The organism is Rhizobium redzepovicii (genome assembly GCF_019793435.1).
Taxonomy (GTDB): Bacteria; Pseudomonadota; Alphaproteobacteria; order Rhizobiales; family Rhizobiaceae; genus Rhizobium; species Rhizobium redzepovicii.
In genome coordinates this window covers 210,786-222,941 of sequence record NZ_JAILYH010000007.1, presented here as the reverse complement: position 1 = coordinate 222,941, position 12,156 = coordinate 210,786, and the positions used below count along the sequence as shown (strand labels likewise).

The 12,156-nt window shown below is 62.2% G+C and carries 14 protein-coding genes and 1 other RNA gene; 8 read left to right on the top strand and 7 right to left on the bottom strand.

Annotated features, from left to right (window positions below; genetic code table 11):
* Nucleotides 1-73: 73 nt before the first annotated feature.
* The 3 genes from K6N12_RS13510 to ffs all read right to left on the bottom strand — a co-directional run bounded on the left by K6N12_RS13510 (nucleotide 74) and on the right by ffs (nucleotide 2,437).
* On the bottom strand, nucleotides 74-397 hold the full coding sequence (locus K6N12_RS13510; RefSeq protein WP_003571208.1) for a YbaB/EbfC family nucleoid-associated protein: 324 nt from the start codon (nucleotides 395-397) through the stop codon (nucleotides 74-76).
* 20 nt (nucleotides 398-417) lie between these two features.
* A complete protein-coding gene (locus K6N12_RS13505; RefSeq protein ID WP_097628399.1) occupies nucleotides 418-2,295 on the bottom strand; it encodes a DNA polymerase III subunit gamma/tau in 1,878 nt (625 codons plus the stop codon).
* 45 nt (nucleotides 2,296-2,340) lie between these two features.
* An RNA gene (ffs, locus tag K6N12_RS13500) (signal recognition particle sRNA small type) lies at nucleotides 2,341-2,437 on the bottom strand.
* Between the two features lie 89 nt (nucleotides 2,438-2,526).
* On the opposite strand from ffs, the gene K6N12_RS13495 reads away from it, so the two are divergent.
* The 5 genes from K6N12_RS13495 (at nucleotide 2,527) to K6N12_RS13475 (ending at nucleotide 5,416) form a co-directional block, all read left to right on the top strand.
* The gene (locus K6N12_RS13495; protein ID WP_097628398.1) at nucleotides 2,527-2,937 is read left to right on the top strand and encodes an HIT domain-containing protein; all 411 of its coding nucleotides are present in this window, start codon (nucleotides 2,527-2,529) and stop codon (nucleotides 2,935-2,937) included.
* Complete coding sequence (nudC, locus tag K6N12_RS13490; RefSeq protein WP_097628397.1) at nucleotides 2,934-3,893, top strand: NAD(+) diphosphatase; 960 nt, start codon at nucleotides 2,934-2,936, stop codon at nucleotides 3,891-3,893. Before K6N12_RS13495 ends, nudC begins: the two co-directional genes overlap by 4 nt.
* 4 nt (nucleotides 3,894-3,897) lie before the next feature.
* Nucleotides 3,898-4,590, top strand: a complete 693-nt coding sequence (locus K6N12_RS13485; RefSeq protein WP_097628396.1) for a helix-turn-helix transcriptional regulator — start codon at nucleotides 3,898-3,900, stop codon at nucleotides 4,588-4,590.
* A 72-nt stretch (nucleotides 4,591-4,662) separates the two neighbouring features.
* Nucleotides 4,663-4,923, top strand: coding sequence for a hypothetical protein (locus tag K6N12_RS13480; RefSeq protein ID WP_097628395.1), 261 nt, complete (start codon nucleotides 4,663-4,665; stop codon nucleotides 4,921-4,923).
* A gap of 124 nt (nucleotides 4,924-5,047) precedes the next feature.
* Nucleotides 5,048-5,416, top strand: coding sequence for a VOC family protein (locus K6N12_RS13475; RefSeq protein ID WP_003589327.1), 369 nt, complete (start codon nucleotides 5,048-5,050; stop codon nucleotides 5,414-5,416).
* A 76-nt stretch (nucleotides 5,417-5,492) separates the two neighbouring features.
* On the opposite strand, the gene K6N12_RS13470 is transcribed toward K6N12_RS13475, so the two are convergent.
* Both K6N12_RS13470 and K6N12_RS13465 read right to left on the bottom strand, forming a co-directional pair.
* Complete coding sequence (locus tag K6N12_RS13470) at nucleotides 5,493-6,347, bottom strand: prephenate dehydratase (protein WP_003589326.1); 855 nt, start codon at nucleotides 6,345-6,347, stop codon at nucleotides 5,493-5,495.
* 123 nt (nucleotides 6,348-6,470) lie between these two features.
* Nucleotides 6,471-7,226: a 3-deoxy-manno-octulosonate cytidylyltransferase gene (locus K6N12_RS13465; RefSeq protein ID WP_097628394.1), complete on the bottom strand. Its 756-nt coding sequence runs from the start codon at nucleotides 7,224-7,226 to the stop codon at nucleotides 6,471-6,473.
* 153 nt (nucleotides 7,227-7,379) lie between these two features.
* Here K6N12_RS13465 and K6N12_RS13460 point away from each other — a divergent pair, with 153 nt between their 5' ends.
* Nucleotides 7,380-7,946 carry a c-type cytochrome gene (locus K6N12_RS13460; RefSeq protein WP_064835704.1) on the top strand — a complete coding sequence of 189 codons (567 nt, stop codon included), beginning with the start codon at nucleotides 7,380-7,382 and terminating at the stop codon, nucleotides 7,944-7,946.
* Between the two features lie 72 nt (nucleotides 7,947-8,018).
* Here the strand turns inward: K6N12_RS13460 and K6N12_RS13455 are convergent, their stop codons facing one another.
* A complete protein-coding gene (locus K6N12_RS13455) occupies nucleotides 8,019-8,966 on the bottom strand; it encodes an AEC family transporter (protein ID WP_097628393.1) in 948 nt (315 codons plus the stop codon).
* Nucleotides 8,967-9,441: 475 nt separating this feature from the next.
* Between K6N12_RS13455 and K6N12_RS13450 the strand changes: the two genes are divergently transcribed.
* A complete protein-coding gene (locus K6N12_RS13450) occupies nucleotides 9,442-10,434 on the top strand; it encodes an adenosine kinase (protein ID WP_097628392.1) in 993 nt (330 codons plus the stop codon).
* Here the strand turns inward: K6N12_RS13450 and K6N12_RS13445 are convergent.
* The gene (locus K6N12_RS13445) at nucleotides 10,427-10,966 is read right to left on the bottom strand and encodes an SH3 domain-containing protein (protein WP_097628391.1); all 540 of its coding nucleotides are present in this window, start codon (nucleotides 10,964-10,966) and stop codon (nucleotides 10,427-10,429) included. The two genes, K6N12_RS13450 and K6N12_RS13445, sit on opposite strands and share 8 nt — an antisense overlap.
* Before the next feature lie 184 nt (nucleotides 10,967-11,150).
* On the opposite strand from K6N12_RS13445, the gene K6N12_RS13440 reads away from it, so the two are divergent.
* Nucleotides 11,151-12,152, top strand: coding sequence for a 2-hydroxyacid dehydrogenase (locus tag K6N12_RS13440; RefSeq protein ID WP_097628390.1), 1,002 nt, complete (start codon nucleotides 11,151-11,153; stop codon nucleotides 12,150-12,152).
* Nucleotides 12,153-12,156: the final 4 nt, after the last annotated feature.

Genomic DNA, 12,156 nt, shown 5'->3' with positions numbered 1-12,156 from the left:
CACCCTCGGATCGCGAGGGCGATGATCGCATCGTCCATCCGGGCAGCGATGCAATAAATTAAGTTGCCTGCTATCAGAATGGCAGCTTGAACCCGGGCGGGATCGGCAGGCCGGCGGTCAGCGCCTTGGTCTTTTCGGCGGCGAGCGCCTCGGCCTTGTCCTTGGCGTCCTTGTGGGCGGCGACGATCAGGTCCTCGAGGATCTCGACATCGTCTTCCTTGAACAGCGACGGGTCGATCTTCAGGCTCTTCAGCTCGCCCTTGCCGGAGATGATGACGGTAACGAGGCCGCCGCCCGCCTTACCTTCGGCCGTGAGCTCGGCGATCTCCGCCTGCATCTGCTCCATCTTGGCCTGCATTTCCTTGACTTTGCCCATCATGCCCATGATGTCGCGCATCGTCTCGCTCCTTCTTGAAATCAGAATTCTATGTCGTCGCCGGGCAGGATATCACCGTCTTCCGATTCGGCGGCGGCAGGCGGCGTCGCCTCATCCGCTTCTTCCTCGGGGGTCGGCGCCCTGACGCGCACGTCGATGATCTTGGCGCCCGGAAACTGCGTCAGGATGGCCGCGACATCGGGGTCCTGGCGGGCATCGCTGACGCGCTGTTGCTGAGCCTTGGCTTCCGCCTCGACCATCGTCGGCCCGCCTTCTTCGCGGCTGGTGCTGACGATCCAGTGGATGCCCGTCCATTCCTTCAGCTTGACGGCAAGCTCGTTCAGCAGTGTGCCGGGTGCGCCTTCGGTCAAGTTCACATCGAGGCGGCCGGGTTCGATGCGGACGGGCCGCACGAAGTTACGCACCAGCGCCTTCAGCTTGACGTCCCGCTTTTCGGCGGCGAGATCGACGATATCGCTGACCGAATTGACCGGAACGAGCGGCTTCGGTGTCTCGGCCGGTATCGTCTCGATCCGCCCGACAGGCATCGTCTCCGGCTGGCTGCTCGGCACGGCGCGCAGCATCGCCACCGGCGCGGACGCCTGCGGCTTGCCAGGTGCGATGTCCGGCGCGCGTGCGACGCTGCTTTGATAGGGAACGCGCGTGCCGCTGCCGCCGCCGTTGCCGGAAGGCGGGGAGGAGGGCCGCGGGCCGGCATTGTCGCCGGAAAATTCGGCAAGCCGCCGCGCTGCATCCTCGGGCGCCGGCAGATGCGCCGCATGCGCGAGCCGGATCAGCACCATTTCGGCCGCACCCGCCGTCCGCGACGAGCCTTCCGTTTCGGGAATGCCTTTCAGCAGCATCTGCCAGATGCGCGACAGCGTCGTGACCGCGACGCCCTTGGCGAATTCGGCGGCCTTGGTACGCTCGACCTCGCTGAGCGAGGGGTCGTTTGCCGCATCCGGCACATATTTTAGCCGCGTCACCAGATGGGTGAAATCGGCAAGATCGGTCAGCACCACCACCGGATTGGCGCCGGCCTCGTACTGGCTCTGGAATTCACCGAGGGCTGCGGCGACGTCGCCCTTGACGACATGCTGGAAGAGGTCGACGATCCGGGCGCGGTCGGCAAGGCCGAGCATTCCGCGCACGGCTTCCGCCTGCACCGCACCCGCGCCATGGGCGATCGCTTGGTCGAGCAGCGACAGCCCGTCGCGCGCCGAGCCTTCGGCGGCACGTGCGATCATCGCCAGCGCGTCCGGTTCGGCCTCGATGCCTTCCTTGGCGGCGATTGTCGAAAACAACCCGACGAGATCCGACGCGCTGATGCGGCGCAGGTCGAAACGCTGGCAGCGCGACAGCACGGTGATCGGCACCTTGCGGATTTCCGTGGTGGCGAAGATGAACTTCACATGCTCCGGCGGCTCTTCCAGCGTCTTCAACAAGCCGTTGAAGGCCTGCGTCGACAGCATGTGCACTTCGTCGATGATATAGACCTTGTAGCGCGCCGAAACTGGCCGGTAGCGCACCTGCTCGATGATCTCTCTTATATCGTCGATGCCGGTATGGGAGGCGGCGTCCATCTCGATCACGTCGACATGCCGGCCTTCCATGATCGCCTGGCAGTGTTCGCCGGGCGTGCGAAGGTCGATCGTCGGCTTGTCGACATCGGATGTCTTGTAATTCAGCGCCCGCGCCAGGATGCGCGCCGTCGTCGTTTTGCCGACGCCGCGCACGCCGGTCAGCATGTAGGCCTGGGCAATGCGGCCGGTTTCGAAGGCGTTGGTCAGGGTGCGGACCATCGGCTCCTGGCCGACCATCAGGTCCGTGAAATCCTTGGGGCGGTATTTGCGAGCCAGCACCCGGTATCCGGTGCCCGTCGAGGCGGCATCTTTTGATTGTCGCTCGGTGTCGCTCATCGCCCTGCTTGTCGCCCGGATCGTTGGGCACTTCGTGGAGAGAAGGTGGGAGGCTGGCACGATGACCCGTGCCGGGCTCGTTAGGGCTGCTTCCTTCCGGACCTGACCCGGTTGGCGAGTGGCTCGTCCACCACCAACCTCCCGGATGCACATATCGGCAATATCGTCATCAAAAGCAAGCCAACATGCGAAAAAACTGCTAGTCGTTGGAAAACATGGGAGGAATGCCCTTTGAACGGTTTCGTGCTCGACCCCCGGCTGGAAAACGACAGCACCAGCGTCATGGTCACCGGCCTCTGTGATCTCAGATTGTCGAGGGATGCCCGCTGGCCCTGGCTCATTCTCGTGCCGCGCCGGGCTGAAATCACCGAAATCTTCGAGCTGACGCCGCTCGACCAGGTGCTGCTTGCCTTCGAGACGGAGCTTGTCGCCAAAGCCCTGAAAGAGATCACCGGCGCAACAAAAATCAATATCGGGGCTCTTGGCAATATCGTCCGCCAGCTTCATGTTCATGTCATTGCCCGCTTCGAAGGCGATGCCAATTGGCCGGGTCCCGTTTGGGGATTCGGGCGCGCGGAGCCCTACGAGGACGGAAAGAGAGACGAATTCATAGCGAAGCTGCGGGAAGCCCTTTCATCATGAGTCATTCGCTTTTCGATTCGGATGTGCCGCATCCCGAACCCAGCAATCTCACGGCTTTTGCCGCCAACGACCTCAATCGCGATTCCGAGCATCGCGACGAACACTCCGTCGAAAAGGCGCTGGCAAGGGACGGCACGCATATCTTCGCCTTCGCCAGAGACAGGCTGGTGCTGAAGCATGACGGTCAGGTGCTCGATCCGCTCTTTGCCCGCTACGAGCTGCAGGAATTGCAGCCGGATTGGGACGAGACCGTGCTTCTCGGCTACCGCAAATCGGGCGAGCCGCGGCTTGCCGTCCCCGTCGGCATCGACGTCGACGACCTCGCCAGCCATTACAAGCCTGCCGACGGCCGCACTTTGTTTCGCGAAATGCTGATCGACGAGGTGCTACTCGGCGAATTCGCCCAGGCCGCGAGCCTGATCCGCTGGAATGGCGACAACCGCTTCTGCGGCCGCTGTGGCTCGGCGATGGAGATCCACATCGGCGGCTACAAGCGTGTCTGCGCTGCCTGCGAACACATGATCTTCCCGCGCACCGACCCGGTCGTCATCATGCTGACGGTCGACGAGAGCCGCGACCTCTGCTTGCTCGGCCGCAGCCCGCATTTTGCGCCTGGCATGTATTCCTGCCTTGCCGGCTTCCTCGAACCCGGCGAGACCATCGAAAACGCCGTGCGGCGCGAAACGCTGGAGGAGTCGGGCATCCGCACCGGCCGCATCCGCTACCACGCCTCGCAGCCCTGGCCGATGCCGCACTCGCTGATGATCGGCTGCTACGCCGAGGCCAAATCCACCGAAATCACCCGCGACGAGACGGAACTCGAGGATTGCCGCTGGTTCACCCGCGAGGAAACGATCGAGATGCTGGAACGCCCGAGCGCGACTGGCAAGGCCTCGCCGCCGAAAGGGGCGATCGCCCACCGCCTGATGCGCGACTGGGTGGAGTGGAAGCGGTAACACCATGCCGGTCGCGCGCTCGGAACGGCTGCTGACGCTGCTTCAGACGCTTCGGCGTTACCGGCGGCCGGTGACCGGCACGGTGCTTGCCGAGGAGACCGGCGTCAGCCTGCGTACGCTCTATCGCGATATTGCCAGCCTCCAGGCCCAGGGGGCGATGATCGAAGGCGAAGCCGGCATCGGCTACGTGCTGAAGCCCGGCTTCATGCTGCCGCCGATGATGTTTTCCGAAGAGGAGCTGGAGGCGCTGGTCCTCGGTTCGCGCTGGGTCGCCCGCGCCGCCGAGCCGCGCCTGGCCGGCGCCGGCGCCGATGCGCTAGCCAAGATTGCCGCGGTGCTGCCGGCGGACATGCGGGACATGATCGATTCGGCCGCCCTCTTCGTCGGCCCTAAGCGCCGGGACGAGGACAAGGCTGACGTTTCGGCCATCCGCCGGGCGATCCGCCTTGAGCGTATCCTCGAACTGCATTACGGCGACGAACAGGGCCGGATCTCGCGTCGCCGGGTCTGGCCTTTCGCACTCGGCTATTTCGAGCATGTGCGGGTCCTCATGGCCTGGTGCGAACTGCGCCAGGACTTCCGCCATTTCCGCACCGACCGCATCATCGACATGACGCTGCATGAGGTGCGTTATCCGCGCCGCCGCACGGTTCTTCTGAAAGAATGGCGCGAGCAGGATGTGCCGCTTGAGAACTGAAACGCTGCTGCCATAAACTGTCAGCAGCGGGCGTTATTATCAGTACCAATCCACCAGGAAGGAGTACTGATCATGGCAATGCCTCCCGCCATCCATTTCGCCAACGAGCGTTTTGCAGCTGAGACCTTTGCCGATGTCATTTCGGCCGAAACTTTTGCCGACGTCCGCCAATCGGCGCGCTCCGGCTTGCTGGGACGGGTCATCGGCCTTCTCCGCAATCCCGGGGGAAACCGCTCGAAACTCGATCTTGAAACGACATCGGATTCCTTGAAGCGTGACCTCGGCTTTCTGGATGGGCGCGGCCCGCGCCGCGAGGATCGTTTTCCGCTCTAAGCCACTTCATTACCATTGATATTCCACCCGACGAACGGGGCGCGCGCCTCCACTTCCTGCTGCCATCCATTGGCAGCAGTCGGGTCCATCGTCCTTATCATTTCACATCAACGGGAGAACCGAAATGACCAGTCCGAACCTGATTATCCTGTACGTCAAGGACCCCGGCGAAAGCGCCAGCTTCTACCGCAACCTCCTGAACCGCGAACCAGCCGTGGAAGCACCGAATTTTGTCGCCTTTCCGCTCGAGGGCGGCTTCACCCTCGGCCTCTGGCGGCGCAGCAAGGTCGAGCCGCAGCCTTCCGCGATCGGCAACCGCGGCGAAGTGGCCTTCATGGTCAAGGGGGAAAACGCCGTCGCCAATCATTACGAGGACTGGCGCGGTCGCGGTCTGCCGATCGCCCAGGAACTGACCGAACTGGATTTCGGCCCGACCTTCGTCGTGCTCGATCCGGACGGCCATCGCCTTCGCGTCTGTGAGCCGGATAAATAATAGCTGATATGGAGGCGTCTCATGCATATGCCCGGAAGTCTTCAGCGCTTCCGGGCATATGCATGGAACTGAGGAGTTACAGCAGGCCTCGCATCGCATGCCCCTTGTAGACGCCGAGGATGCGCACCTTCTCGGAGAAGAACCGCAATTCTTCCAATGCCCGGCGCACGTTCGGATCGTTCGGGTGGCCTTCGATATCGGCGTAGAACTGCGTTGCCACGAATCTTCCACCGAGCTGATAGCTTTCCAGCTTCGTCATGTTGATGTTGTTGGTGGCGAACCCGCCGAGCGCTTTATAGAGCGCGGCCGGAATGTTGCGGACGTTGAAGACGAAGGTGGTGACAACCTTTTCATCAGCCGAATTCCGTTGCGCCCATTCCTCGTCGCGCGACAGCACGACGAAGCGGGTGACGTTGTTTTCCGTATCCTCGACATTTTCGGCGATGATCTCGAGCCCATAGAGATCGGCGGCAAGGCGTGGCGCCAAGGCGGCCATGGAGCGGTCGCCGGTTTCTTTCACCAGCTTTGCTGCACCGGCTGTATCGCCGGCGATGATAGGCTTCCAGCCGTTGGCGCGGACGATCTTCCGGCACTGGCCGAGCGCGTGGATATGGCTGTGCACCGTGCGGATCTCGTCCTTGGTCACACCCGGCAGCACCATCAGCTGGAAGCGAATCGGCATGAAATATTCGCCGATGATGTGCAGCCGCGATTCCGGCAGCAGATGGTGGATATCGGCGACCCGCCCGGCGATCGTGTTCTCGATCGGGATCATCCCGATGTCGGCGTCGCCATTGTCGACCGCCGTGAACGCATCCTCGAAGGTCTGGCAGGGCAGCGGCTCCATGGTGGGGAACATGTCGCGGCTGGCCATGTCGGAATTGGCGCCGAATTCGCCCTGGAAGGCGATCCTGTTGGTCTTGATGTTCATGATGGTTCCGTCAGTTCGACTTAGAGCATGATGCCGAAAAGTGTGAGCGGTTTTCGGATGACATCATGCTCTAACTCTTTAATTGAGAACAGGATTCAGATTTTAGGCCAACCGAGCCTAAAATCATCCTGTTCTGGCGGAGAGGATGCGCCGCGCTTTTTCGAGGTCGGCGGGAGTATCGACACCGAGCGGAACCGTGTCAACGATCTCGGCGTCGATGCGCATGCCGGCCTCCAGCGCCCGCAGCTGCTCCAGCGCTTCGCGCCTTTCGAGTGTCGAAGGCCCGAGCGAGACGAACCGTTCCAGCGCCGCGCGCCGATAGGCGTAAAGGCCGATATGATGGTAGAGCGGACCCTTGCCGTAAGGTGCGGTCGCGCGCGTGAAATAGAGCCCGCGCAGTCGGGTGTCGGAAACGGGCGAGCCGACGACCTTGACGATGTGCGGCGCGGTTTTGTCCTCTTCATTATCGATTTCGGTCGTTAGCGTGCCGATATCGACCGCCTCGTTCTCCAGAGGGCGCAAAGCCGCGCGCACGGTTTCCGGATCGATCGTCGGCAGATCGCCCTGGACGTTGACGATGAATTTTGCCCTGCCGGCAGGATCGACCTTCTGCAGCGCCTCAAAGATCCTATCGGAACCCGATTGATGATCGCTGCTGGTCATGACGACTTCGAAGCCGGCGGCAGAAACCGCATCGAACACCCTGATGTCGTCGACAGCGACGACGACGCGGCCGATGGCTGCCTCTTGGGCGCGCATCGCCACTTGGACGATCATCGGCAGCCCGCAAATATCGGCGAGCGGCTTGCCCGGAAGCCGGGTGGAAGCCATCCGCGCCGGGATCAGTACGAGCACACCGTCTAAATTTGAATCACTCATTGGTCGGGCCTTCTATTCCGGGCTGAAAAGTGTCAAAAAGTCTCACGCACAAGACCATTTAGACAGTTGCAACGATCAGCCAAAAGACATAGGTTCCGCGCGATTTCAAGATGGTCCGGTTATGGTCTGCCGGCTGCAAGGGGAGCATTGCAGATGAATTCATACGTCAATACGGCCGTGGGGGCACTGCTCGGAACGATTTTCGTTCTGATGTCGGTCTCTATCGCGTCCGAAGGGATCTTCCATTCCGAAGCACCGGAAAAGGAAGGTTTCGCGATCGTTGCCGAAGAGGCGCCCGCCGCTGGTGGCGAAGCTGCGCCTGCCGCTGCTGCCGTTCCGATCGCGCAATTGCTCGCTTCTGCCGATGCCAAGGCCGGTGAAACGGTCTTCAAGAAGTGTCAGGCCTGTCATGACGGCACCAAAGGGGGACCGAACAAGGTCGGTCCCAACCTCTTTGGTGTCGTAGATCGCCCGATCGCCTCGCATGAGGGCTTCGCCTATTCCGCTGCGATGAAGGATTTCTCCAAGGGCAGCAGCGAGAAGTGGACCTTCGAATTCCTCAACAAGTTCCTGCTGGCGCCGAAGAAGGACGTTCCGGGCACGGCCATGGGCTTTGCCGGTCTGGCGAAGGATCAGGACCGCGCCAATGTCATTCTCTACCTGCACACGCTGGCCGATTCGCCGGTACCGCTGCCGGACCCGAACACCGCGACGCAGTAACGCGGACGCAACAAGCGCACCTCGCAGAGAGCCCGGCCCGCGACGCCGGGCTTTTTGTTGTGCGGAGAGTGTTCAGGCGCCCAGGAAATAGGCCCAGAGCGAAACCGTGATGGCGCCGAGCGCTGTCGTCACGGTGATCGTCGAGGCAGCAATACTATGGCCGACACCGAATCGGTTGGCGATCAGCCAAGCGTTGACGCCTGTAGGCACCGAGGACGTCAGCACGATCGCCGCCGTCCATTCCGGGCTGAGGCCGAGGAGATGGCTCGCCGCCCACACGCAGCCGGGCAGCAGCAGCAGCTTCAAGCTCGATGTGACGCTTGCTATGCCGAGATTGCCGGAAATGCCGTATTTCTCCAGCGCCATGCCGAGCGAGATCAGCGCTGCCGGGCCGGCAATGCCGGCGATCTGCTTGACGACAGTGGCGAGCGTTACCGGCATGCTGAGGCCGGAAAGATGCATCGCCATGCCGGCCGCAAGCCCGATCACCAACGGGTTGCGCACAAGATTAACGGCGATCTGGCGAAGCACCAGCACCATGCTGCGATCGCTCTTGCCGGCGATCTTGCGCTCGGCATGCTCCATCAGCACCGTGCCGGCGACCATCATCACCGGCAGATGCACGGCGAGCAGGATTGACAGCGCCACCAGCCCTTCGTCGCCGACGGTGCGCTCGACCAGCGGCAGGCCGATGAAGATATTATTGGCGAAAGCCGAGGAAACGCCGGCCAGCACGCCGATCCGCTCGTCGCGGCCGAAGAGGCGCGTGGCGGCGATATGGCCGGTCGCCCAGGTAATGGCAACGCCGGAGAAATAGACGATCCACAGCCGGAAAGGCGAGGCACCGTGAAAATCCGCCTCGGCAATGGTGCGGAAGAGTAAGAGCGGCACGGCGATCTTGAATACGAATTCGCTGAGCGCTTCGCCGACATTCGATGCCATCAAGCCGCTGCGGACGATCACCCAGCCGATGAGGATCAGGATGAAGATAGGAAGAACGTCGAGGATGATGGCTGACATGGGGGAGGCTGCTTTGCGCGGGGGGAGTGTCGCACCTCTACCGCATAATTCCGTAAATCGGAATCGATTTTAGGATAAATTATGCAGCACTTGACAATGCTGCAGCAGCAAACGGCTTGGATTGAAAAACCAATCGCCGCCGATCCTGCAGCATCCGAGAAACAAAAAAAGCGGGCACAGCCCGCTTTTCCGCTCCGGCCTTGCCGGAGCGATCGCGAAGCTGCCATTTCATCCGTGGTCAGCATCGCGCCGGTAAGATCGAGGGTTTCATCCCTCGTGCGTCCGACTGCAACTGAAAGCTGCTCATGCCGGTCTTCTCGCGACTATGTCTAGATTTCGAAAATGACAGGGGCATGACGAACAAGCGGCAGTTTTGCGAAGAAATAGATGCGCCATCCACCATTTATCCTTCCAAACCGTGGAAATTTCGCTAAGACCGAACCCCGGCTATCACAAATCCGGGACTCCCCATTTCATGACAAGATTCGATGTTCTGACAGTCGGCAACGCGATCGTGGATATCATTGCCCGTTGCGACGACCAGTTCCTCATTGACAACCAGATCACCAAGGCGGCGATGAACCTCATCGATGCGGAACGGGCCGAACTGTTGTATTCGCGCATGGGGCCGGCGCTCGAAGCCTCCGGCGGCAGCGCCGGCAATACGGCTGCGGGCGTTGCCAACCTCGGCGGCAAGGCCGCCTATTTCGGCAATGTCGCCGCCGATCAGCTGGGCGACATCTTCACCCACGACATCCGCGCCCAGGGCGTCCACTACCAGACGAAGCCCAAGGGCACGTTCCCGCCGACGGCACGCTCGATGATCTTCGTCACCGAGGACGGCGAACGTTCGATGAACACCTATCTCGGCGCCTGCGTCGAGCTCGGGCCGGAGGACGTCGAGGCCGATGTCGTGGCCGACGCCAAGGTCACCTATTTCGAAGGTTATCTCTGGGATCCGCCGCGCGCCAAGGAAGCGATCCTCGATTGCGCCCGCATCGCCCATGAAAACGGCCGGGAAGTGTCGATGACGCTGTCCGACAGCTTCTGCGTCGGCCGCTATCGTGGTGAGTTCCTCGATCTGATGCGCTCCGGCAAGATCGATATCGTCTTCGCCAATCGCCAGGAAGCGCTGTCGCTTTATGAAACCGACGATTTCGAAGAGGCGCTGAACAGGATCGCTGCCGATTGCAAGATCGCCGCCGTGACCATGAGCGAGGATGGCGCCGTCATCCTGAAGGGCCGCGAGCGTTATTACGTCGATGCGATCAGGATCAGGGAAGTCGTCGATACGACGGGCGCCGGCGATCTCTTCGCCTCCGGCTTTCTCTATGGCTATACGCAGGGACGCTCTCTGGAGGATTGCGGCAAGCTCGGCTGCCTCGCAGCCGGCATCGTTATCCAGCAGATCGGCCCGCGCCCAATGACCTCGCTGTCCGATGCCGCCAAGCAGGCTGGGCTTATTTGAAGGCTTCGCCGGGATAAGCGCCCCAGATTTCCGACTGCGCCACCCAGCCGGAGGCGCCGTCGATTTCGGCGCGGCACCAGTCGCCGTTGCATTCGCCGATCGTCAGCATCACGCCGGGTTCCAGCCTGGCGACGATCGACGCGGAGGGCTGCGCCTCGCGGCGCAGATTGACGAAGACGCCCTTGGCCTTCGTCTTCATCCACGGGGCGGCGATCGCCGCGCGCTGGCCTGACAGCAGCGACTGGTTGACCCAGCCTTCGGTGCCGTCGGCATCGCGGATGCGGCGCCAGTTGTCGTATTCCTGAATGATCTCCACCGGCAATCCGGATTTCAGATACATCCACGAAACGGCATAATCCGTTCCCGGGCCGATGCGCAGGTTGACGCGCTTGGATTTCAGGGTGACGAAACGCGGCAATGGCAGCCCGCTTGGCCCCTTGGCGGCCTGCGCATGGGCCAATTCGACGGTTCCCATGGATGCGGCCAGAGCGATGGCAAGGGCAAGGCAGGACTTCAGGACTTTGCTGCGCATGGAAGTTTCCGTTTGCTCGAATTCGCGGGCAGGCCCGGCCTGCTCGCGGTCCGGGCTCTGACATTCCCCAGCTGCACCGCGAGTTTTGTTTGTCTTCGCGCGCGGGTCTGGTAGAAAATGCCCGGATGGGAAAATTATCACCCCTCTTGGTTAAAGACCTCTGAACAAGGCACCACAGCCAGCCATGACAGCGAAGAAAAAACCGAAGGTCTACATCACCCGCAAGCTGCCCGATGCCGTCGAAACCCGCATGCGCGAGCTCTTCGACGCCGAGCTGAACATCGACGACGCGCCGCGTTCGGTTCCCGAACTCGTCGCCGCGGTCAAGTCCGCCGACGTGCTGGTGCCGACCGTCACCGATCGCATCGATGCGGCGCTGATCGATCAGGCGGGGCCGCAGATGAAGCTGATTGCAAGCTTCTCCAACGGCACCGACCATATCGACGTCGAGGCGGCGGCGCGTAAGGGCATCACCGTCACCAACACGCCGAACGTCCTGACCGAGGATACCGCCGATATGACGATGGCGCTCATTCTCGCGGTTCCGAGGCGGCTCGGCGAAGGCGCGCGTGTGCTCACCGACAAGCCCGGCGAATGGGCCGGCTGGTCTCCGACCTGGATGCTCGGCCGGCGCATTCACGGCAAGCGCATCGGCATCGTCGGCATGGGCCGCATCGGCACGGCGGTCGCCCGCCGCGCCAAGGCGTTCGGCCTGTCGATCCACTACCACAACCGCAAGCGCGTCAATCCGGCCGTCGAGGACGAGTTGGAAGCGACCTATTGGGAAAGTCTCGACCAGATGCTCGCCCGCGTCGACATCGTGTCGGTCAATTGCCCGTCGACTCCGGCAACCTTCCACCTGATCTCGGCGCGCCGGCTGGCGCTGCTGCAGCCGACGGCCTATCTTGTCAACACCGCGCGCGGCGACGTCGTCGATGAAGCTGCGCTGATCAAGTCGTTGAGGGAGGGTCGGATCGCCGGCGCCGGCCTCGACGTCTTCGAAAACGAGCCCGCCGTCAATCCGAAGCTCGTCAAGCTCGCCAATGAGGGCAAGGTCGTGCTGCTGCCGCATATGAGTTCGGCGACGATCGAGGGCCGCATCGACATGGGCGACAAGGTCATCATCAATATCCGCACCTTCATCGACGGTCACAGGCCGCCGAACCGGGTGCTGCCCGGCCGCTGAAGCC

Excerpts from the sequence above, each read along its gene's own strand:
- K6N12_RS13510 (WP_003571208.1), bottom strand. The coding sequence starts at position 397 with ATGCGCGACATCATGGGCATGATGGGCAAAGTCAAGGAAATGCAGGCC.
- K6N12_RS13505 (WP_097628399.1), bottom strand. The coding sequence starts at position 2,295 with ATGAGCGACACCGAGCGACAATCAAAAGATGCCGCCTCGACGGGCACC.
- nudC (WP_097628397.1), top strand. The coding sequence starts at position 2,934 with ATGAGTCATTCGCTTTTCGATTCGGATGTGCCGCATCCCGAACCCAGC.
- K6N12_RS13485 (WP_097628396.1), top strand. The coding sequence starts at position 3,898 with ATGCCGGTCGCGCGCTCGGAACGGCTGCTGACGCTGCTTCAGACGCTT.
- K6N12_RS13480 (WP_097628395.1), top strand. The coding sequence starts at position 4,663 with ATGGCAATGCCTCCCGCCATCCATTTCGCCAACGAGCGTTTTGCAGCT.
- K6N12_RS13475 (WP_003589327.1), top strand. The coding sequence starts at position 5,048 with ATGACCAGTCCGAACCTGATTATCCTGTACGTCAAGGACCCCGGCGAA.
- K6N12_RS13470 (WP_003589326.1), bottom strand. The coding sequence starts at position 6,347 with ATGAACATCAAGACCAACAGGATCGCCTTCCAGGGCGAATTCGGCGCC.
- K6N12_RS13465 (WP_097628394.1), bottom strand. The coding sequence starts at position 7,226 with ATGAGTGATTCAAATTTAGACGGTGTGCTCGTACTGATCCCGGCGCGG.
- K6N12_RS13460 (WP_064835704.1), top strand. The coding sequence starts at position 7,380 with ATGAATTCATACGTCAATACGGCCGTGGGGGCACTGCTCGGAACGATT.
- K6N12_RS13455 (WP_097628393.1), bottom strand. The coding sequence starts at position 8,966 with ATGTCAGCCATCATCCTCGACGTTCTTCCTATCTTCATCCTGATCCTC.
- K6N12_RS13450 (WP_097628392.1), top strand. The coding sequence starts at position 9,442 with ATGACAAGATTCGATGTTCTGACAGTCGGCAACGCGATCGTGGATATC.
- K6N12_RS13445 (WP_097628391.1), bottom strand. The coding sequence starts at position 10,966 with ATGCGCAGCAAAGTCCTGAAGTCCTGCCTTGCCCTTGCCATCGCTCTG.
- K6N12_RS13440 (WP_097628390.1), top strand. The coding sequence starts at position 11,151 with ATGACAGCGAAGAAAAAACCGAAGGTCTACATCACCCGCAAGCTGCCC.